This window comes from Alteromonas abrolhosensis (genome assembly GCF_001953635.1).
Lineage (GTDB): Bacteria > Pseudomonadota > Gammaproteobacteria > Enterobacterales > Alteromonadaceae > Alteromonas > Alteromonas abrolhosensis.
Window position 1 is genome coordinate 273,675 of the sequence record NZ_MEJH01000006.1, and the last position, 22,216, is coordinate 295,890.

Sequence of the window (22,216 nt, forward strand, 5' to 3'; positions counted from 1 at the left end):
ATGACGATAAAAGTTTTGGTGGTAGACGACTCGGCACTAATTCGGCAAATTCTAAGCGAGATTATTAAAAGTGAACCAGATATGGCGTTAGTGGGGGCCGCTCCCGATGCCTTTGTAGCAAAAAAACTGGTTTTAGAGAAGTCTCCTGATGTTATTACGCTTGATATAGAAATGCCAAAAGTGGACGGGTTACGTTTTCTCGAAGTGCTTATGAATGCAAGGCCTACGCCCGTAGTCATGATTTCTACGCTAACCGAAAAAGGCGCCGATGCCACATTGAGGTCACTTGAGTTAGGGGCTATCGATTTTGTTGCGAAGCCTAAGATAGGCGTGGCGCAGGGCATGGCAGACTACCACCAGTTAATTGTTGAAAAGATACGCACGGCAGCGCGCTCAAAAGTGAAAAAGTCTACGCCCTCCAAAGTCTCGGCCGTGAGCAAAGTCAATTATTCTGGTACGGAGAAGATTATTGCGATTGGAGCGTCAACGGGCGGCACCGAAGCTATTAAAGAGGTGCTGCGCACCTTTCCGGCGAACGCGCCAGCTACGGTGATCACACAGCACATGCCAGCAGGATTTACCTCGACTTACGCTAAACGACTAGATGCCGTGTGCCAAATGCAGGTTAAAGAAGCGAAGGGCGGAGAGCGTTTATTACCAGGCCAAGCGTATTTGGCACCGGGTGATAAGCACATGGAAATTGAAAGAAGCGGTGCTGACTACCGTATTAGATTGACCGACGGTGCTCGTGTGTCGGGACATAAGCCTTCAGTGGACGTGTTATTCAATTCTATATGCAAAAGTGCTGGCAGCAATGCATTGGGGGTTTTGCTTACCGGTATGGGCAGTGATGGCGCTAGTGGTCTACACGAAATGTTTAACGCCGGCTGTGAAACATTTTGCCAAGATGAAGCAAGCTGCATTGTTTTTGGTATGCCCAAAGTTGCCATTGAAAAAGGGGCAGCGAAGCGCGTAGTAAGCTTAGATGATATGGGCAGAAGCGTTATGCAAACGGTAGAGAAGCTTTCGGCTGGTAGTCGTTTGTAAGTGTAGTGAGTAAATACTTACAAAATGCAATTTCTGTCCTAAAACCTGTAAAAGGTTTGTTATAACTTTTCTTGTTCCAGCAAAGCTAAGGTGTTTTAATAGCAACGCTTAATAGTGAGTAATGCTGCTACAGAATGCTGTTGCTGTAGCCGATACTATGGATAGGCTTACTATTTAGTGCGTAAAAATATAAAAATCGATACGTAAGTGAAATGGTAAGGTAAATCATTGTCGACATAATAATATAAAAGACAATGGCTTATGTGCGTTAGCAAAAGCAAGGTAGGCGAAGTTTTATTACTGAGTATGTTTTGTAGTACCTAACTAGAATAAAAGGCCTGCTATATTTCTTACAGATTTTAGAGCAAATATATGCTCATTCTTACGGTATGACACTAACCCGGGATTATAACGAGTAGTTGGGGACTCTTATGAAACAGCAAACGCTTATTGCGCTATCGGCCTTAATGTTTTCTTCTTCTGTTTTAGCAAATGGCGGTTTTGAACCGAATAAGAAAGCATGCGTTAACGTCGGAAAAGAAATCACTCGCGTAAGTACTGAAATGGATACGGCTAAGTCAGGTATTCAGAAGTCATGGCTTAAGCGTCAATTAAGTGCATTGGAAACAAAGCGCAATTCTTGTAGCACTCAAGGTTTTAAACCAAACCAGCCAGAGCTAGCAAAAGTTTAAACATTTTGTACTTCGCATGAGAAAAGTCTTACTACGGTAAGACTTTTTTGTTTGTGCTTGAATAACTTTTACTACGTTGCAATTTAAAAAGTGGCGCGGCAGTAACCGCCGTTCATGCTTTCATCAAGCTGATTCATTGCGAACTTATTACTGCGATAAGTTCGGTAAGCGAACCAATACTGTGATCAGGTGCAAGTCCCAACGGGTACATCATTTTGCCCGGGCGCTCAACAAATGTGGTTTGCATACCTGTCGCTTTAGCGCCACTCACATCCCATCCGTGTGCAGCCACCATCATGGCGTCTTTGTTCTTTACGTTAGCCTGCTGGCAGGCCCAGTGGTAAACAGCTGCATGGGGTTTGTAAGTGCGTATGCTTTCCACACTCAATACATGGGAAAAGTACGATCGTATATTGGCGTATTCAAGCTGCGCGTCTAATCCAGCCTTAGATGAGTTTGAAAGCGCGACCAAGGTTACGCCCGCACTTTGAAGCGTCTTTAATGTAGGAATAACATCCTCGTGCGCGGGCAGCCGGGTGATGTGCTGTTTGATTGTGTCTTTCGCCTTTGCTTTATCAAGCGCGATCCCTTTTCCGTGCGCAACCATAGTCAGTGCTGCCGCCCCGATATCAATGAAATCGTGAAACTGCGCTGACATGGTATCCACCAAGCTGTGATGCAACAAATTAGCGAACCACAAGTCTACTAGAGTCTCATCGCCATTTAATACCGCTGCTAAGCCAGTTTTAATGGCCTGCATGTCTAAGAGTGTTTCATTAATGTCGAAGAAAATTACCCTTGGCGTCACACTTCACCTTCCTTTTGTAGATAGCAGAAAACGGTATGCTTTGTTTTCCCTTGTTCGATGCTTATACCACTGTAAAACAGAATTGGTTTTACAGAAGCACATTACGACTAATGTCGATGAATTAACGCTGACAGAATAAGAGCAGAGGATGTTGCTAAAAAGTAGGGTAACGAGATCGTTACAAAACTAAACCACAAGAATACGCGGAGAGCCGTGAATAATAAAAAGCCGGCACTAAGGCCGGCTCTATCTTTAAGGTATTGCGTGTTCGTTCTTAGAAGAACAAGTAAGAAACGCTTAGCTTCATGCTGCGAGGCATAATGTAGCGGCCGTTTGGCGAATCTGGATTACGCGGGTCACCCTCGGTAATACCTTGTTCGTCAGTCAGGTTATCAACAGAGAACTGAAGGCGAAGTGACTCAGTTGGCTCTAGCGTTAGACCTACATCAACTTTCTCGTAGCCCTCTAGTACAACCGTGTTTTCGTTGTTACCAAAGCGATCATCAACGGCTGATAGTGTACCGTATACCGTGGCATACATATCGCCGATATCGAAGCCATAGCTGGGCGTTACACGTACCTGCCAACCCGGCTGGCGCTGAGATTCATTGCCTTCGTTATTGGCGCTGGCAGTAATTTCAGTTTCTTGGATAGTCGCATTAACGCTTAATGAGAAGCCTGAATCGTGGCTATAGCGACCATCAAGTTCTAAACCGTACGCCTCGTTAGTAAGAATTTCAGCCGGTGCACCCGGACGGCGTACAAACGTATCGCCTTTCACTTCGTTAGCGAATGCAGTTGCAAAGAACTGAATGCTGTCATTCATGAACTTATAACCAAGTTCACCCTGAGTAACTTCTTTAATTAGGTCGTTACCACCAGTGTAAGCACCCCAGTTGTCTCTGAAATCGTCGAAGTATGGCATTTTATAGCCTCGGTTCATGCGAACGAATACACCGCTAGTGTCATTTAGCGCGTAGTTTGCACCTACTGTCCACGACGTTTTGGTTTCATCGTACTCAAGCGCCTTGGTAATTTCGCCGTCAAGGCCTTCATCTACCGAGTAGCTGACTTCGTGATTTTCACGGCGTAGCCCTAAGTCGATGCTCAAGTCTGTGGTGGCGTACCATGTACCGGTTGCATAAATTGCGAACGTGCTTGCATCGCCTACTGAGCTGATGTCGTAGTTCCAATCACAGCCTTGTGCGTCAGTGTTACATTCGATACCGTCTAGCAATTCACCGCCTGGCTGTAATACGTGGTAAGCCGTGTTACCAATGCTCCACCAGTCTTCGGCTTTTGTCGTTGCACTGTAAATACCAAATGACGTATCGAAGTCTTCCCAGCTTTTCGACACAGCAAGGTCGTTAGTGAAAGCTTCAATGTCTTTTAGCACAACCCAGCGTCCAATTTGTTGAATTGGAGTGTCGCCGTCATACACTGTACCAGTTACAGCGCCGGTGGCTGACTCGCCATTGTCGGCAACGCTTGCAACGGTCGTTGCAGAACCATTTGGTACAAGACCAAAGGTATTTGCTTTACCCTTGGTTAGGTTAAAGCGGTCAACTAGCTGCCAGTCGTTGCCTAAGTCAAGCTTAATGCTACCGCCACTAACGTGTCCGTCCCATCCACGACCTTCGCCAAAGTCGAAAGACTCAGCTGTGTCGTTAGGGCCGTAAGTAATGGTGCCTTGGCGATTCAATGGGCCTATTTGCGTGTAGTTAGCATCAATACCTTCAACGTTTAAAGGTGTAGGTAAGTACCAAGTACCGCGATCGTCAGTTTGACGGGTATAAAGGTTAAGCTCGCCTTTTTCGAAAACTTTAGTGATGTTAACGGTGAACTGGTTGCCTTGTTCAGAGTTGAAGCCCGCATCACGAATGCCTTCTGAGCTCTTAATGTAACCACCAACCATGTAGTACAAGTCGTCGTCTAGCGCGCCGCTTGCGACAACATCTACGCGGTTAAGACCGTAGTCAGAAATAGTGTACTTGGCTGATGCTTCTGTTGACTCACCACCGCGCTTAAGACGGAAGTTAGTTGTAAGACCTGGTTGGCCGTTGCTCACTACAGGGTTCGGACCACCGCGTAAACCTTCAACCATTTCAATTGTGTCGTCGATGCGAAACAGCTGAGAGTTCTCAAGGAAAGACAGCGTAGGTGCAGGGTAAATAGGAGAGTTCTCAAGCGCAATAGTTAAGAACGGGGCATCGCCACCACCTGGGAAACCACGAACAAAAACGTTCGCGCCAGACTCACCGCCTGAGCTTTCAACCCAAACACCTGGAATAGCCTTAAACAGATCGGCCGTAGACTTAGGTGCGAGTTTTTCAATGTCGCTTGCATCGATATTCGTTACCGCGAAGCTTGCGTCAATTTTTCTAATCCCTGCGCCGCCCGGCGTACCACTGACAACAATAACTTCTGCGTTGTCTTTCGCTTTTTGCTTGACGTCTTCTTGTGCCATGGCAGGCTGCGTTAGTGCTACCGCTACTGCACTCGCCAGCATTCCTTTTGTAAACAACGTTTTCATGGTGTGTGCTCCCGAAAATGTTCTATTGCGTTGTTAACTGAATGCGTTAAACAGGTTTAAAAATTGTTATACGCATCACGATTGCGAAACAAAATAGATCTGTTTGCAAACGATTGCAAGGATAAAATGCAATCGTTTGCAAATTTTTTGTTTATTGTTGTTAACATGGTTTTACGCTAAGGCGATTCGCGCTATATTGTTTTTTCGGCTACAGTGCTGACGATTTATCCGGTTTTAGCCACTGCTTTATGCTTTTATTTCAAAGCGGCTGTCGCGGATAACAAGGTACAAAAAATATTATTAGAGAATGGTCACATTGGTTTCTGAAACAAAACTCACCTTAGCGAAGTTGGCTGATATTGCAGGTGTATCAACATCTACGGCATCTCGGGCATTAAAAGATAATCCGCTTATCAAACAGGAAACCCGAAGCAGAATTCAGGCACTTGCTAAAGAGCATAACTTCAGTATTAACGCGGCTGCTAGCCGTTTAAGAACACAGAAAACGCATGTAATTGCGGTGATCTTAAATCTAATCGATAACACCGAGCAAAGCACCACAGACCCTTTCTTACTTAAGCTGGTGGGTGAGTTAAATCAGGCACTAAACGCCGAAGGTTATGAGCTACTGCTGTCTAATTCTTTTATGGCGTCGGATGACTGGGCGAATTATTTTATTCGCAGCCAGCGAGCCGACGGCATTATTGTTATAGGACAAGGTAAATCTACTGCCAAGATTGACAGAGCGGCACAATCGGGGATTCCCATTGTTGTGTGGGGCGATGCGAAAACAGAAGCGCCGTATCCTATCATTGGCGGCGACAACTATCTTGGCGGCTACACGGCAACCCAGCATTTGCTAAGCCACGGCGCTAAACGCATCTTGTTCTTAGGTGACTCTGAGCACGCTGAAATGCAAGAGCGCCACAAAGGGTATGCGCAGGCACATAAAGACGCTAACGTGCCAATAGATGCGCAGTGCACTTGCGCTATAGACATTACCTCTAAAGCGGCTTACCAATATATTAACGAGCGCATAAAAGCGAATGGCTTAGACTTCGACGGAATCGTATGCGTAAGCGACATGGTAGCGTTGGGCGCATTGAAAGCGCTTAAAGAGCGCTACGTTGGTATTCCAAGCGATGTTGGCATAGTGGGGTACGACGATATTTCACTTGCTGAGCTCATGCACCCTTCGTTAACAACAGTGCGTCAAAACACCCAGCAAGCGGCAAAAGAAATGGTGACTCAGCTTTTAAATCAGTTTGAAAATAAACCGACAGAAAGTCAGGTAGTTGAAACCACATTAATAGCCCGTCGTTCTACACAGCACAGCGACTAATATTCTGCTTTTTTATCAGCTTTTTACTCACACACGCTATTATTTAACGGGAAGTGTCGGTCGATTGTAAGCATTCGTTAATGCTATTCGGAGCTTTGCAAACGTTTGCATTTTTATTTTCATGCGACTACACTCCTGCATAATTCAGTTAACAGAGTGTTTACACATGTCTCGATTCATGGTCATTGCAGCCATTGCCATAAGCTATTACGTATTTGCCATACTGCTAAACAGTGTGGGCACCGTTATCCTGCAATCGATCAATAGCTTCGACATCAGTAAGCCAGAGGCGAGTACACTAGAAGGTTTTAAAGACCTCTCTATCGCAATTGTCTCGTTCCTAGTGGCGAGTTTCATCCCAAGGGTTGGCTACAAACTTTCAATGCTACTTGGATTAGCATTAGTAGCCGTTGCCTGTGCGCTTACACCTTCTATCGCAAGCTTTTGGTTCATTAAAGTGTTGTTTGCCTGTATAGGTACCGCATTTGCGCTAGTGAAAGTGTCGGTTTACGCCATCATTGGTCAGTTGTCATCAACTACTAAAGCGCACTCATCGTTAATGAACACTATTGAAGGTATTTTTATGTTGGGCGTGCTGTCTGGCTACTGGGTGTTCGCCGGGTTTATCGACCCCAATAACGACGCCTCATTATCTTGGCTAAACGTCTACTACTTACTTGCCGCATTGGTTGGCTTTACCTTAATTGTTGTGGCACTAGCACCTATAAAACCAGTAGAGAAAGCACAATCAGACGGTCTGGCAAGTGAGTTCTTCAGTATGTTAAAGCTAGCCTACAAGCCTCTGGTGTTAGTGTTTATATTCTCTATCTTCTTGTACGTGTTAATAGAGCAGGGCATAGGTTCGTGGCTGCCAACCTTTAACAAAGAGGTGCTAGGCTTACCTACTCAAGTTAGCATTCAAATAACCAGTATTTTTGCTATCGCATTAGCCGTTGGGCGCTTAACCGCTGGCGCGGTACTTACGCGAATGAATTGGTATCCCTTCTTAAATATCTGTTTGGCAGGTATGGCTACGGTTATGCTGCTAAGCCTACCACTTGCCGAAAATGTGTCGGATAGCACCATTGCCAGCTGGGCTGATGCCCCAATAGCTGCGTTTCTCATTCCGTTAATTGGTTTGATGATGGCGCCTATCTACCCTGTATTAAACTCGGTAATGCTAAGTGCGTTGCCTCAACATCAACATGCACCGATGACAGGGCTAATTGTTGTATTTTCTGCATTAGGTGGAACCACAGGCTCAATTGTAACGGGGTTTATCTTCGACGCAGTGGGCGGGCAGCAAGCATTTTATCTATCTCTTATTCCGATAGGCGCATTAGTAGTAACCCTATTCTTCTTTAAAAAAGCGTCTTCTTCTCTATCGCCTAAAGGTGCGCAGTAATTATGAGTTCTTCTTCACACAACTGGCGAGACAGCTTGTCGTTTTTCGCCAGCGACCTGTTTAAGCAAGTGCAAATGGCACAGCTTTTTCCTGACAGCAAAACTTTTGCTGATGCTATTGTTAAAACAGATCTTAACACCGTATTAGGTGCATACGATAAGGCGTGTTTAGAGGCACAAGAAAGTGGTGAAGCTGTCGATTTAGCCACTTTTGTAAATACCCATTTCGATATTCCAGAAATGATCAGTGCAACCTCGCAAACCAAGTTTGCAAACGTAGCCGACTATATCGAGCACATGTGGCAGGTGCTAACGCGCACTCCCGACACTGAGCAGAAAGATAGCTTGATAGCCCTAACTCGCCCTTACATAGTACCGGGCGGACGTTTTCGTGAAATCTACTACTGGGATACATATTTTACCGCGCTTGGCTTAATTGACGCGGGGCGCACCGACATGGCAATTAACATGTTGGTGAATTTTGTAGATATTTTAAATGAAGTAGGCTGCATTCCTAACGGCAATCGCGCTTATTATTATTCTCGCAGTCAGCCTCCTATTTTGGCGTTATTTTATAACTTGCTTAAAGACGCACTAAGCGACCAGCAAAAAGAGTACGTTATTTGGGGCTTGAAGAAAGAATACCAGTTTTGGATGAATGGAGCGGGCGAGAGCGCATCACAGAAAAGTGCGGCGCAACTTCGTACCGTCACCATGCCATGTGGCGCAATACTCAACCGTTACTTTGATACCGAGCCAACGCCTCGCCCTGAGTCTTATCGAGAAGACATCGAAACAGCAGAGCACATTGGCGCAGATAAAAGTCAGTTCTACCAGCACGTTCGCGCGGCTTGCGAGTCGGGTTGGGACTTCAGCTCTCGCTGGCTTGCCAATCCAGATTCACTGGCAAGTATTCGTACTACCGAAATTATCCCAGTCGATTTAAATGCTCTACTGGTCACGCTTGAGCAAACCCTGGCAAGCGTGACTAAAGGAGCCGAGCAAGCTCGCTTTAACACAGCCGCTACGACGCGAATTAATGCAATAAACACCTATTTGTTTAACGCTGAAAAGGCAGGCTATTTTGACTATCACTTCCCCACACAGACTCAAACCAATGTCGTGTCAGCGGCTATGTGTGTGCCGTTGTTTGTTGGTATCGCCAATGACCAACAAGCGGAAGGGGTACGCGCAATAGTAATGAATACCTTGCTGAAAGAAGGCGGAGTGGTAACCACTTCCAACACTACATCGCAACAGTGGGATGCACCAAATGGCTGGGCACCACTTCAACTTTTCGCCGTCGAAGGGTTGCGTAATTACGGGTTTGATATGCAGGCACAAACCATTATGTTGCGTTTTTGCAAAACCATAGAAAACCACTTCGCAACAAGCGGCGTGTTGCTAGAAAAGTACAATGTATGTGACCCAGAAATAAAAGCAGGCGGCGGTGAATACGACGTTCAGCTAGGTTTCGGTTGGACCAACGGCGTGTATACCCGCTTTCAATCGTATTTGAACCAATAGTAATGCTACGGCTAAAACAAAAACGCGCGGTACCGTATAAACGGGCCGCGCGTTTTTTATTGCGTAAGCACTAATTGCTGTCGGTTCGGTTACCCATATCAATCGACATGGCAATATCATCAAGTATCTCGTTTAGCCCCGTAATTTTTTCGTTAGCAATGAATACGCTCATTTGGGACTCAACCACAATATGGTCAGAAGACGCTTCATTTTCAAAGGTATTGTCTAGTGCATTCTGTACGCGGTCGAAGAACTGCCTTGCACTTCGTTCTTCAATATTGTGCAGACACAAAATAAATTGCTCGGTACCAAACCGCCCTAAAATATCGTTGCCTCGAGTAACATTTTGAAGGGTTTGCGCAATTTGTCGCAACACCAAGTCGCCTTTTGTAGAACCCATTTTGCGCGTTATTTCACGAAGGTTACTAATGTCGAATATGGCAATGGCGATGGCTCGGCCTTTTTTCGGCGCATCAAGTTTATTTATTCGAGCAATGGCTGAGTCTGCATTAAGTAGCAATGTCACAGGGTCAATCGCTTTGCGCGCTAGGTGCTTTCTGCGAAGCACATAGCCAGTAATACCGCTTACCAGCAAGAAAATAATGATAGCGGCATAAAGGGTGTTTTTACGCTGATCTTCCGCTTGTTCAATAGCCGATTCCAAGTCATAAATGCGGGTATATAAGTTTGCGGCCCCTATAACCAGTGACGAGTCTTGAGTAACTTCACGGCGTTTAGTCACTTCTTTAGAATAAATGTCGTGCGCCTCTTTCGCCTTCTCTAGATCCTGTAGCGCTATATACATAGACACATTAAAGCTCAGGTAGTCTAAGTTTGAATGAAACACTGGAGGTATGGCGTCGTCACTTAGTGCTTCGATACCTGAAATATATTGCTTAATACAGGCTAGATCGTTCTCGACCAGACAAATTTCGGCTTTATGCCAGTTTACAAGTAGCTCGCCTAATGAACTTGATATATTTGAAGAGGCCTTTTCCAAATCGGGGAGCGTATAGGCTAACTTGTTGTAGTCTTGCGTTTTTCGATAATAAATAGACAGTGCATACTGATAGAGAAAGTTAGTAAGTGGTGTGTCTATTTCATTATTAAGCGAGCCTAGTTCTAGAATGCTTTGGTAGGCGCGCTCGGTTTGGCCGCTGCTTAGCAATGACACAATGGCGCTAATAAGAATACTTACCTTATTACTGCCTTCATATACTTGCAGCCCCATTTCATGAGCTTTTAAATATTGTTCGGCGGCTAATGCGTGTTGCTCCAAACCGGCATAAAGCAAGCCAATAGAATTATGGATATGTGCTAATTCGCCAGGGCTTCCATTGTTGGAGTAACGCTTAAGCACACCAAACATCTTGCCTAATCTTATTTCAGGAGACGTAGTTTCCGAGCAATAGCTAATAAGTCCTAAAGAAGAGCTGGTAAAGATATCGCTGTGGCGCTCTGGCGATGAGAGTTCTTGGGCTTGCTGGTAGTACTTACAGCGGGCTGGATTTTCTCTGGCGTCGTATGAAAAGCCAATTTGATAAATAGCAGACGCAAACGCATAAGAGCTTTCATCAATGTCATTTTGCATGATCGCTTTAAGCAGCATGGTTTCAGCTTCTTCGTATTTCCCCCGGCAAATTAAAAACTGCCCTTTGGCTACGGTTAACGCGAAACGCTGTTGCGAAGTAAGCGACTCTAGCGCGAGTGTGTCTTCAAGTTCAGGAAATAGAGACTGGTTAGGACAGTCATAAGAAGGTGTGCGTACCTTTTCGATAACGGCATCGATATTGTCGTTTGCCAATGCAGCAAAAGAAGCTAGCGCAACGCTCAAGAAAGAGAATACTGTTAAGGATAACCTTTGAACCATGAGAAATAACGTTTTTGTTTTTTCTTCATAATATCGATTTGAACCCCGAACTACTACACGGAGCACCTAAAAGTTAGCTATTTTTTGTATCTTAATGCGTCTACTGTTTTCTAATCGTTAAGCTAGGTAAGCACGTGTATGTATTTGCAATGCCTGCTAGTGGGCAGGCGACCCAAAACTAACCAAAATTGCCACTCCAACCAAGGCAACCGCAGACCATACAATAGTTGCCTTGGTAGCACGTTCTCCAAGTACCCACGCAACCCCTAGCGACATTAATGCGCTTGTAGCAATAAGGGTTTGAACCACGGCCGCTTTTGCATAGGCAAACGCAAACATTTGTAGGTAAATAGCAGCAGTAGTGCCAAGTAACGTGGCTAACACAAAAGCGGGCCATACCCGTTTTCCGCTGTCGTTTTCATAGTTAATAACGGGCATGTAACGTGTTTTGGTTAGGGCTATAAGCGGCACCACAAATACCATACCGCCCACAAGGCGCAAGAACGCAGCGCTGGCCGCGTCAATTTCACCGGCACTTAAAATGTCGCGGCTAACTACGGCACCAACCGCCTGACATAACGCCGCGCCCACACCATACAAATAGCCACTGGTTGCAAACACGTGTGTAGTGCTGCGTTTGCGTACCTTTATAACCATATCCACCGAGAATAGCACCACAGCAACGCCAACCCACTGCTGCCAGGTAATCCATTCGCCAATAAACGCCATAGCAAAAAGGGCAGTGAATAAAGGCGCAAGGGTTTCGGCTACCAACACTGCTTGGCTATCGCCAATACTTTGTAAGGCTTTAAAAAAGCAAGTGTCGCCAATGCCTATACCAATAAGCCCGCTAAGCAATAACCAAAAAACAGCATGAGTGCTAAGCCCCGTAGGCTGAACTACCACTAAAACCACTGCCAAAATGGCAATAGAAATAAGCCCCTTCCAAAAGTTCATGGTAAGCGGCGAAAAAGCATTACCTGTTCCACGGAATAAACGTGCAGCAATTGCCCAACAAAGCGCTGTACCTAGCGCAGCAAAAACACCCATAAATTACCTGTTAAAACTTTGCCCAAAAACGCTGGGGCAAATAAGTAGCCTGTCAAAAAGAGCGGCTATGCTAATGCAAGGTGTGGGCAGGGTAAACTTAAATCACATCAGTAGTTTTTAATTAAATATATTGAAGCCTTAAGCAAACGTAACTGAAGGCTAAAGGCATTCGTGGCATTATGTTGGCGATAAGGTTAATGAGTAAGAATAGCACTGCATTATTATGAGCAGGGGCTTACTAAATCCAGTAACAACAGCGAAGTAAAAGGGCTAAAAAAGCGTGAGTATTGAGCAGATGAACTTAACCGGCGTTAAAGGTGTAATATTCGATTTAGACGGCACCTTGGTAGAGTCTAGCCTTAACTTTACACAAATGCGCGCAGATGTAGGCTGCCCACAGCAAGAAGACATTCTTACCTTTGTAAATGCCCTAAGCTGCGCTAAAACCAAAGCCAATGCTCACCGCGCTATTTTGCAGCACGAACTGGACGACGCGCAAAATGCCAAGTGGTTACCCATTGGCAAAGCCATGGTAGAAAAGGTGCAGGCACACAAACTCCCCATGGCGATAGTTACCCGCAACTGCCGCCAAGCCACCGCCATTAAGGTAGCCAATAACGGCATACCTATCGATTACGTACTTACCCGCGAAGATGCCCCAGCCAAGCCCGACCCAACCGCATTATTGATGGTGGCGAACACATGGCAGCTTCAACCGGAAGACTGCCTGTATGTAGGCGACTTTATTTATGACCAGCAAGCCGCCGAGAATGCTGGGATGAGGTGGTTTTTGGTTTAGATATCGACCTTATGTCCTGACGGTGGGGTTGGTATTTCAGGTAAGATCATCACTAAATCCTCTTCTCTAAAATAGGAATATCCAGTTCCGCCATATACTTTAGTATATTCTACCTCGCTCAACTCTTGCATGTTTATATTTTGTTCGATAATCATAGTCAGTTCCCTTTAAATTAGATTGATATTGCCTAAAAGCGCTGAAAGATTAACAAGGCTACTGACATATGGATTTGCAGTTGAAGACAAAAAATAGATTCAATGAAGAATTTTTGGTACTTGGCGCAATATTGATATTTTTCTGTCTCATTTTCTCAAATAACGCCAAAGCTCTCGGCGTTACGCTAAATGGTAAAACCAAGTTTGCAGGTGTTCCCGCCGGGATTATTAGGGATATTGAAGTTGTGGGCGACGCAGTCTATATCGCATCTGAAAATGGTGTTTTTAAGTATCTTGGCGGGCAGTCTGAAAAAGTAAGCTATGGCTCATCTCTAAGTGACAGAGGTACAGTTTCAGACCTTTATTTTGATGGCGAGGTTACGCTATGGATTGTTGAATTTGGAGTGGGAGTTTACAAGCTGAACGTGGAAACTGGCATAGCAGAAAGTTTTCACAGAGAAAGCAAATGGCCCAAATACGCCTGGAAAATAGGGGTTCTAGATCAACACGTTGTAGTGTCTCTTATAAAGGGAATTATTGTTGTTGATAAAGAATCGGGGCAACTACAGAAATGGGCATCCAATATTGGCGTTGGAAATGTAGAAGACGTTTTGTCGCTCTCAGTTTCAAATCACGGAATAGTATATTTAGCATCGAGAGACGGGCTGATAATAGTTGATTCGGAAAAAAAAGTTAGTGAAATAATAACTATCAATAGTTCGTTAAGCCGTCTCTCCTCTGTTGAGTCCGTTTCAACACACGACTCAATTGTTTATATCGGCGGTAAAGAGGGGGTTTATGCTTGGGATAAGTCAACTCAGAATAAATCCTTTTATCCATTTGAATCCCAAGAATCTTTTGGGCCCGTCTCTGATATACATGTCACACAAGAAGGTAGACTATTTGTCGCATCAGGCGGTCTATTCGAAGTAAAGGCAGGAAAAATAATTAAGCCTGACTTTATGTTGCCTCTAATAACGTCAGAGGGAATAAAGAGCATTGTCAAAATTGCAGAATTACTTTCAGGAGAGTTACTACTCGCCTCTTCGCAATTAGGGTTGGTGTCTATCACTCGGTCCCATGAATCTATAAACCTTATTCATCAAAAAGAACAAGTATTAAGGAGAAATATCAAATCTTTTGGGAGCAGTGAGGATTTTGGGTTTGCTGTACGTACCAAAGACGAAAGCTTTCTAATCAATTTAGAAACTGGAGAGCTTACTCCCTCAAATTTTTGGGATAAGAATAGCTGCATAGATGGGAAATTGAACGAGGCACTTTCGAGTGCTGCGACAGCTAGTAAGGGGTATGACTACTGTAGCTCTGATATTTCACACGTTATCAATACCACTGATTCTCGAGTTTATTTCTACCATGATGACGGAGAGGCAGCGTCTTATAGCATTATTGAAGATGGCTTGATTGTCGATGAAATACCAGCTCCCAAACAGATGCTCAGCTCGTTATTAACTACATCCGGTGAAATAGCGGGCTTCGATGCTAACAGTAATTTCCATATTCAAATGTCTAAATTCAACTGGAAGTCAATTTCTCCTGACGAAGGAAATTGGGTTGGGCTAACTTGTTTAATGGAGTTGGAGAATTCTTTTTTACTCTGTACATCGGGGCAAGGAGTTAAGTCGATTGATAAGCGTACCGGGAAAATTGCTTCATCAGCTTTACTTAAAGGAACGGGTGCTAGGTTCATCAGGGGAGCACTGTTAAGTTCAAATAACAATTTATGGTTTTTGACTAATATGGGGCTCTTTGTCAAAACAGTGGATGGGAATTTAATTTCTTTTAATGACAATGATGGAATTTTCGATACTGACTTTGAATATCGAGGCATAAATGAATTGGGAAGTCGCTTAATTATCCTAGGCGATAAGTATTCGTATTTAATTGATGAAACGAAAGCCATATCTGCTATGAAGGCAAAGGAAGGTATCAAGAGTCGAGTCGTGATCACTCGTATTCAATGGATGACGAAAGATTTCGAGTCGCAAGCGCTACTTCCAAAAACTGGAGAATCTATCCGTCCCATTATACTGGAGAATGACTTTGATACCTTTTCTGTGGATATTAGAACAAACAGTTTTTCAGATAATGATACTCAAAAAATAGCGTATCGAATTATAGGTATAGATAATGAATGGAAAGTACATCCTTTATCGCAAGCTTTTCTAACCTTATCAGACCTAGATTCTGGCAGTTATGAGTTTCAAGCGAAGGTTAAAGGTGATGGAAACCCCATATCTTCGGTAATTTTCGAAGTAAAGCCGCCAATTTATCTGCAAAAGTATGCATTCGTAAGTTACTTCATTTTCGCTTTAGCTCTTTTTGCAGCCTATAAATTGAACTATTTGACGATGGTTTGGGGTTACTTCAAAACAACCAAAGCCTACAACCATCTTACCCGCTACGAAATAACAGATGGGCAATCAAAATTTGAAAAAATGCTCCGTAGTAAAGAGCGATTCATTAACGAAATCACGCACGAACTTCGCACGCCTATTCAACTCATCAACGGTTCGTTAGAAAACATGTCTCATACATCCAATTTAGCGAGTAAAGAACTAATTTGCGTTCAGGACAACATGAAGAGGGTTGAGCAGTTAGTAAATCAAATGAACCAAGATGTGCCTAAGGCTTCGGCTGCTGCCGACTACTACAGGTCTTACTCACCAGATAATATAAAGTTTATCGCATTATCATTGGAGCCATTAGCTAAGCAGAAAAGACAGAGCTTAGAGGTGCGCATTAAGGGGAAAAAAGAGATTTCCCTTATTAATGACAGTTTAGAGAAAATCTTGGCAAACTTAATTCAAAACGCAATTAGGTTCACTCCAGAGCTTGGCACGATAAAAGTCGTCGCTACACAAGATAGCAAAATGCTTAAAATTATCGTAAGTGACGATGGAGAAGGAATCGAAGACCATCTACAAAATAAAGTATTCGAAAGGTTTACCAAAGGGAGCGGCGAACACGAAGGTCTTGGCATCGGTTTAGCAATGGTCAAAACTTTAGTTGAATTGAACCAAGGTGAAATTGCTTTAGAGAGTCAAAAAGGTGTTGGAACAAAAGTTACCGTCACTTTACCCATTGACGATATTGAATACGTAAATTCACATGCTGAAAAATTGTCACCAGCAAACGCTAAGTCGAATAAAAAATCACTATTAATTGTTGATGATAGCAGAGAGTTTCGCTCTTATTTATTTGATATGTTTTCTAGCAAGTATCGCTGTCTAGTCGCGCGAAATGGTGTTCAGGCGCTAGATGTCATGCAGCACTACTTGGTCGATTTAGTCATCACTGATCAAATGATGCACGAAATGGATGGACTGAGTTTAACAAAAGCAATTCGCAGTAATACTAGCTATGCCAATATCCCTATACTTATGCTAACCGCTGAAACAGGGGCTGAACTAGAAAAATCAGCATTAGAAGAGAAGGTGGATTATTTCTTGGCAAAGCCAGCATCTAATGAGGAAATTACTCTTAGGGTTGAGCATTTGCTGTCGGTCAGAGAAGCAAAAGAACGAGAAGAAGAGGAAAGTGAAGAGCCAGCATTTAAGTTCGGATGCCTGAAAATTCCCGAGTTTGATAACGAAAAGGATATGGCGTTCTATTTAAATTTTATCGCTGTATTGGAAAAGAACTATCACAATGAGTCATTCAATAGAGATCAGGCAGCCTCGCAGTTATTGATAAGTCCAAGAAGCTTGAACCGACGAATGTCAGAGTTGTTTGACTACAACTTTAGCGAGTTTCTTTCACGCTTTAGAATTGAGAAATCCATTCCGTTATTACTCGAGGGCAATAGCATTCTAAATACCTGTTTAGACGTAGGGTTTGGTACCGCGGCTTACTTTTCTACGTCCTTTAAAAAGGTCATGAACTTACCGCCCAAAAAGTTTGTGGAACAATACAATAAAACAGTAGCGTAAAGATAAAACCTAACGGAACTAAATATACCTACGCCTTTCCGCCAAAAAGCCAATCAACAGAAACGATGCTACATAGCCTGCACCTTGGTACTGCCAGGGTAAGTAGGCTAGGGTGTGTTTTAAGAACGGTGCGCCGTACAAGGTTAGTGCACCATAGCCAAAGGCACACAGCACTACAAACAAACTAACGCGAATGGTGAAATGGTAAGGTGCCAGTATGCGTTTCACATGGCCGTTAATCAGGTCGCCGTACACCACTAAAATAGTAGCCATAAGCATAATGCTCATTTCGGTGTAATACGGGCTTAAGGCGCGAGAAAGGGCACTGAAAAGTTCACTCATAAAATTACTACTATTATGATGTTGTTACTGTGTGCCCATTATAACCACGTCAAGGTCAAAAGCGTTAGCTAACGCCTTTATTAAGTGCGCTTACTGCTTTAAAACCTTGTTCAATAGTGGCAATGCGGTCGGTGGTTTGATCGCGCTCTACAAATTTATGTTCAATACCGGCTAACTTGCCGTGCGCGAATATCTCTTTAAAGTTAATGGTGCCTGTGCCCACGTCAGCAAAGCTGCCGTCTTCGGCCATATCTTTTACATGCCAAAGTTTAAAACGGCCTGGGTACTGCTTAAAGTAATCAACGGGGTTTTTACCTGCTTTTACCGTCCAGTATAAATCCAGCTCCATGGCAACAAGATCAGGGTCGGTCTGAGTTATAAGCACGTCTAATGGTGTCTTACCGTCACGTACTTCAAATTCAAAATCGTGGTTGTGGTAGGCAAGCGTAATACCTTCTTTCTTACACGCTTCACCGATGGTGCTTAGCTTATCGGCAAGGGCTTGGTATGGCGCAATACCTGTACCGCGTTGCGCTTCGCTAAGCCAAGGAACTACCAAGTACTTGTGACCAACGGTTTGTGCGTCATCTAAAATTTGAGACAAGTTAGTATCGAACGCGTCTAACTGAATATGAGCCGAAGGCGCAGTAAGGCCATTGTCATCAAGCAGTTGCTTAATTTCCTTTGCGCTATGGTCAAAGTAGCCTGCAAATTCCATTTCCGAATAACCAACATCAGCGACCAGTTTAAGCGTAGCCGGCACACTTACCTTCATAATATCTCTAAGCGTATAAAGCTGCAGACCAACAGCACTCTTATGCATGCCCTTCATCATAGCTCCTTTATCACTGCCATGCCCGTGCGCCAAAACAGCAGGAGCGCTCATAGCCGCCAGTAATCCAGACGAATATTTAATGAACTGTCGTCTAGAAACGTCAGAACCAATGTTGCTGGCCGCGTCTAACATTGCTTTCTTACTTAAGTTTTCTTTACTTAAATTCACTGCTTGCTCCTTTTCTGTGGTGGTACATAGGTGATGGCGCGTGGCTATCATCAATTAACCCAAAGCTTTGCCCGTGCTCTCGCGCACAATAAGTTCAAACGGCATAATAACCTTTGGGGCCTTTCGAATTTTTCCGTTAAGTAAGTCCACCAGTAGCGTAACTGCCGTTCTGCCAAACTCTTCTGCGGGTTGGGCAATAGTGGTTAACGGTGGGTCGACAAATGCCGAAAAGGCAATGTCATCGAAGCCTGCCACTGAAATGTCGTTAGGCACATTCAAGTTAGCTTGCTTAAAGGCTTGCATGGCTCCAATAGCAGTCTCGTCGTTCTCACAAAACACGGCGGTGGGTCTATTTTCAAGGTGACTAATGGTTTCCCCGGCGTTGTATCCGGCCTGTAATGTAAAATCCCCTGGGAATAACAAGTTTTCATCAAAAGCAATATTGGCTTGCGCTAACGCGTCTTTATATCCAACCAAGCGCTCTTGGGTAAGCGGGCTTGAATTAGGTCCTTTGATCATGGCTATACGGGTGTGGCCTAATGAAATTAAGTGCTCGGTCATTGCTTTGGCTGCAGCACGGTTGTCTAACGACACAACAGGGTACTGGCCATCGTCAATCACCTCACAGGCATTCACCATAGGAAGTAGGCCGTTGTCGTTAATCATCGTGGCATCAAATGGGTTGTGCGCACGTAACTGTATAAGCCCATCAGCCTGAGAAGTGCTTACCATCTTGGCGTAATGGCTTTCTATTTCACTATTACCAAGCGTATTGGCAAGTAAAATGGAATAACCCAGTTCTGCTGCCGCTTCCTGCATACCGCTAATAACACGGGCAAAAAATACGTTCGCTACTGTGGGCACCAATACCACTAAATTGTGCGTTTTTCCCGAGCGAAACTTTACCGCCATTAAGTTAGGTTTATATCCAACTGCTTGAACAGCGGCCATTACCTTATTGCGCGTTTTGGGAGAAACACGCTCTGGTTGTTGTAATGTTCTTGATACGGTAGCGACCGACACGCCGGCACTATCTGCTACATCTCTAATATTTGCCATGTACGTTGTTGTTGTTTGTTATTTCACTCGCGCATTGTAAACCTAACCCAGTAGAGGTGTGGTCTATACGATGGTAGCGAATTCAAAATTTACGCGAAATTAATATGTAACCGTTTTCATTTTAAGCAAAAGAATACGCACTTTCATTAAAACGTCAAAGGTTATTTGTAGGATTTATGTAAATTTGAGCTAGTGTTATGTTCAAATTTGGTGCAGAAATAGGCCAGTTGAGGGAGTGATACCCGGCTAGTACCGCACTATTTGTAAACTTTAGATTAATAAAATGCTGCTTTTTGTATTGACCATTAAAATGTAACGGGTTACATTTTGTGGCATTAGTAACACCAATAGTGCGTTTGCACACAGAGGAATTTCAATGCAACCAATTCGAATGGGAATGATCGGAGGCGGGGAAGGCGCATTTATCGGTGCCGTGCATCGTCATGCCGCAGGGTTAGATGGGAACTACCAGTTGGTGTGTGGCGCATTTAGCCGCAACGAAGAAAATAATATGCGTACGGCTTCTGCGTTGAATGTTTCTACATCGCGTACATACGGCAGTTGGCAGACAATGTTAGAAGAAGAAGCCAAGTTACCTGAGCAGCAGCGCATGCAGGTTGTGGTTATCGTGACACCTAATCATCTTCATGTACCTATTTCACTTGCCGCAATTAAGGCAGGCTTTCACGTCTTCTGTGAAAAACCAGCAGGCGTTAGCTTTGCAGAAGTAAAAGAGCTTCAAGATGTTATTCACGCCAGTGAGTCGCTATACGGCTTGGCTCATACCTACCTTGGTTACCCTATGGTTTGGCAAGCCCGTCATCTCGTTGAAAGCGGTAAGCTGGGCAACATTCGAAAAGTGTATGTTGAGTATCCGCAAGGCTGGTTGTCTGGCGAAGAAGAAACGCACAATAAGCAAGCGCAGTGGCGTACCGACCCAGCAATTTCTGGCGCAACGGGCGCCATGGGCGACATCGGCACTCATGCCTTTGGACTTGTTGAGTTTGTATTAAACGACAGTGTTACCTCGCTATGTGGCGAGTTAAACACGCATGTTGAAGGACGCCGATTAGATGACGACGGCGCCGCGCTTATTAAAACTAAGAAGGGTGCGTCGGGCGTGCTGATTGCTTCGCAGGTATGTGCTGGTGAAGAAAACGCGTTGAAGATCCGTGTCTACGGTGACAAAGGTGGCTTGGAGTGGCATCAAATGGAGCCAAACTCCGTTATCTATCGCCCTGTTGATGCCCCTTATCAAGTGTTTAGAGCGGGCCAGGGTCAAGTTGGGTTATGTGATGCTGCATCTGCACGTTGTCGTGTTCCAGCTGGCCACCCAGAGGGCTACTTAGAAGCAATGGCAAATTTGTATACCGATTTTGCTAAAGCGGTACGCGCGAATCAAAAAGGCAAAGCTGATGGCGTTCCAGGAATAAATTCAGGCATACGCGGAATGGTATTTATCGATGCCATGCTTGCTAGTACCGACAGCGACACCAAATGGGAGTCGGTTAGTCAGGAAGGAACGCAGTAATGCAATTACAACATACAATGAAAAAGGTGAGCGCTTATGGCTACTAACCAACAACCAATAAAAGGGCCTGCTATCTTCCTTGCTCAGTTCATGGGAAAAGACGCGCCATTCGATACGCTCGAGAATATGGCGAAGTGGGCAGCGTCGCTTGGTTACAAGGGAATACAGGTACCTACTGATCCTAGTCTGTTTGATTTAGAAAAAGCAGCTGAGAGCCAAGAGTATTGCGACAACATCGCTAAAATTTGCAAAGACGCTGGCGTAGAAATTACTGAACTATCGACGCACTTACAAGGTCAGCTAGTGGCGGTTCATCCCGCTTACGACGAGTTATTCGATAACTTTGCGCCGGCGCATTTACACGGCAAGCCACAAGAGCGAACCGAATGGGCAATTAATCAGCTTAAATGTGCGGCTATTGCCAGCAAGCGCTTAGGATTGAAAGCTCACGCTACCTTTTCTGGTGCATTAATGTGGCATTTGGTTTACCCGTGGCCTCAGCGTCCTGCTGGCTTGGTTGAGCAAGGCTTTGCTGAATTAGCCAAGCGTTGGAAACCCATTCTCGATGCATTCGACGATGCGGGTGTTGACGTATGCTACGAAATTCATCCCGGGGAAGACTTGCACGATGGGGCTTCGTTCGAACAGTTTTTAAAAGCTGTAGATAACCACCCACGAGCAAATATTCTTTTCGATCCGAGTCACTTTGTTTTACAGCAGCTTGACTACCTTGACTTCATTGACCGCTACCACAGCCGGATCAAAATGTTTCACGTTAAAGACGCCGAGTTCAATCCGAACGGTAGAAACGGTGTGTACGGCGGCTATCAAGACTGGCAAGACCGCGCGGGACGTTTTCGTTCCCTTGGCGACGGCCAAGTCGACTTCAAAGGTATTTTCAGCAAGCTTACCCAGTATGGCTTCACAGGTTGGGCGGTACTTGAGTGGGAATGCTGCTTAAAAGACAGTGCGCAAGGTGCAGCAGAAGGCGCACCGTTTATCGCTTCACACATTATCGAGCCAAGCAAATATGCGTTTGACGACTTTGCTGGTGGAGAGGTTAGTGAAGCGAAGAACAATCGTATTTTAGGCCTTGAGCGCTAA

17 protein-coding genes are annotated in these 22,216 nt (G+C 44.5%); 9 read left to right on the forward strand and 8 right to left on the reverse strand.

Translation table 11 applies throughout. The features are described 5' to 3' along the window. Both BGK61_RS11490 and BGK61_RS11495 read left to right on the forward strand, forming a co-directional pair. Positions 1 to 1,047: a protein-glutamate methylesterase/protein-glutamine glutaminase gene (locus tag BGK61_RS11490; protein WP_014997037.1), complete on the forward strand. Its 1,047-nt coding sequence runs from the start codon at positions 1 to 3 to the stop codon at positions 1,045 to 1,047. 431 nt (positions 1,048 to 1,478) lie between these two features. Further along, on the forward strand, positions 1,479 to 1,739 hold the full coding sequence (locus BGK61_RS11495; protein WP_014997038.1) for a hypothetical protein: 261 nt from the start codon (positions 1,479 to 1,481) through the stop codon (positions 1,737 to 1,739). A 133-nt stretch (positions 1,740 to 1,872) separates the two neighbouring features. Here BGK61_RS11495 and BGK61_RS11500 read toward each other — a convergent pair whose 3' ends face one another. Further along, positions 1,873 to 2,547 (reverse strand): haloacid dehalogenase type II, encoded by a 675-nt coding sequence (locus tag BGK61_RS11500; protein ID WP_076012602.1) that lies wholly within the window; start codon positions 2,545 to 2,547, stop codon positions 1,873 to 1,875. A 274-nt stretch (positions 2,548 to 2,821) separates the two neighbouring features. Next, complete coding sequence (locus tag BGK61_RS11505; RefSeq protein ID WP_076012601.1) at positions 2,822 to 5,080, reverse strand: TonB-dependent receptor; 2,259 nt, start codon at positions 5,078 to 5,080, stop codon at positions 2,822 to 2,824. Positions 5,081 to 5,387: 307 nt separating this feature from the next. Between BGK61_RS11505 and BGK61_RS11510 the strand changes: the two genes are divergently transcribed. The 3 genes from BGK61_RS11510 to BGK61_RS11520 all read left to right on the forward strand — a co-directional run bounded on the left by BGK61_RS11510 (position 5,388) and on the right by BGK61_RS11520 (position 9,353). After that, complete coding sequence (locus BGK61_RS11510; RefSeq protein ID WP_076012600.1) at positions 5,388 to 6,422, forward strand: LacI family DNA-binding transcriptional regulator; 1,035 nt, start codon at positions 5,388 to 5,390, stop codon at positions 6,420 to 6,422. A gap of 166 nt (positions 6,423 to 6,588) precedes the next feature. Further along, complete coding sequence (locus tag BGK61_RS11515) at positions 6,589 to 7,827, forward strand: MFS transporter (protein ID WP_014997042.1); 1,239 nt, start codon at positions 6,589 to 6,591, stop codon at positions 7,825 to 7,827. Between the two features lie 2 nt (positions 7,828 to 7,829). Continuing rightward, complete coding sequence (locus BGK61_RS11520) at positions 7,830 to 9,353, forward strand: trehalase family glycosidase (protein WP_076012599.1); 1,524 nt, start codon at positions 7,830 to 7,832, stop codon at positions 9,351 to 9,353. Positions 9,354 to 9,423: 70 nt separating this feature from the next. Here BGK61_RS11520 and BGK61_RS11525 read toward each other — a convergent pair whose 3' ends face one another. Further along, positions 9,424 to 11,223 carry a GGDEF domain-containing protein gene (locus BGK61_RS11525; RefSeq protein ID WP_076012598.1) on the reverse strand — a complete coding sequence of 600 codons (1,800 nt, stop codon included), beginning with the start codon at positions 11,221 to 11,223 and terminating at the stop codon, positions 9,424 to 9,426. Positions 11,224 to 11,379: 156 nt separating this feature from the next. Further along, a complete protein-coding gene (locus tag BGK61_RS11530; protein WP_076026072.1) occupies positions 11,380 to 12,273 on the reverse strand; it encodes a DMT family transporter in 894 nt (297 codons plus the stop codon). A gap of 280 nt (positions 12,274 to 12,553) precedes the next feature. Between BGK61_RS11530 and BGK61_RS11535 the strand changes: the two genes are divergently transcribed. Further along, positions 12,554 to 13,072, forward strand: a complete 519-nt coding sequence (locus tag BGK61_RS11535) for an HAD family hydrolase (RefSeq protein WP_076026073.1) — start codon at positions 12,554 to 12,556, stop codon at positions 13,070 to 13,072. On the opposite strand, the gene BGK61_RS19605 is transcribed toward BGK61_RS11535, so the two are convergent. After that, positions 13,069 to 13,227, reverse strand: coding sequence for a hypothetical protein (locus tag BGK61_RS19605; RefSeq protein ID WP_167369498.1), 159 nt, complete (start codon positions 13,225 to 13,227; stop codon positions 13,069 to 13,071). The two genes, BGK61_RS11535 and BGK61_RS19605, sit on opposite strands and share 4 nt — an antisense overlap. A 68-nt stretch (positions 13,228 to 13,295) precedes the next feature. Here BGK61_RS19605 and BGK61_RS11540 point away from each other — a divergent pair, with 68 nt between their 5' ends. After that, complete coding sequence (locus BGK61_RS11540) at positions 13,296 to 17,177, forward strand: hybrid sensor histidine kinase/response regulator transcription factor (RefSeq protein ID WP_076012822.1); 3,882 nt, start codon at positions 13,296 to 13,298, stop codon at positions 17,175 to 17,177. 18 nt (positions 17,178 to 17,195) lie between these two features. Here the strand turns inward: BGK61_RS11540 and BGK61_RS11545 are convergent, their stop codons facing one another. The 3 genes from BGK61_RS11545 to BGK61_RS11555 form a co-directional block, all read right to left on the reverse strand. Next, complete coding sequence (locus BGK61_RS11545) at positions 17,196 to 17,519, reverse strand: DUF3392 family protein (RefSeq protein ID WP_014947959.1); 324 nt, start codon at positions 17,517 to 17,519, stop codon at positions 17,196 to 17,198. 64 nt (positions 17,520 to 17,583) lie between these two features. After that, on the reverse strand, positions 17,584 to 18,522 hold the full coding sequence (locus tag BGK61_RS11550) for a sugar phosphate isomerase/epimerase family protein (RefSeq protein WP_014997049.1): 939 nt from the start codon (positions 18,520 to 18,522) through the stop codon (positions 17,584 to 17,586). Between the two features lie 54 nt (positions 18,523 to 18,576). Beyond that, positions 18,577 to 19,581, reverse strand: coding sequence for a LacI family DNA-binding transcriptional regulator (locus tag BGK61_RS11555; protein WP_014997050.1), 1,005 nt, complete (start codon positions 19,579 to 19,581; stop codon positions 18,577 to 18,579). Positions 19,582 to 19,957: 376 nt separating this feature from the next. On the opposite strand from BGK61_RS11555, the gene BGK61_RS11560 reads away from it, so the two are divergent. Together BGK61_RS11560 and BGK61_RS11565 are read left to right on the forward strand one after the other, a co-directional pair. Then, positions 19,958 to 21,112, forward strand: a complete 1,155-nt coding sequence (locus BGK61_RS11560; protein WP_076026074.1) for a Gfo/Idh/MocA family protein — start codon at positions 19,958 to 19,960, stop codon at positions 21,110 to 21,112. A gap of 36 nt (positions 21,113 to 21,148) precedes the next feature. Then, positions 21,149 to 22,216: a sugar phosphate isomerase/epimerase family protein gene (locus BGK61_RS11565; protein WP_076012782.1), complete on the forward strand. Its 1,068-nt coding sequence runs from the start codon at positions 21,149 to 21,151 to the stop codon at positions 22,214 to 22,216.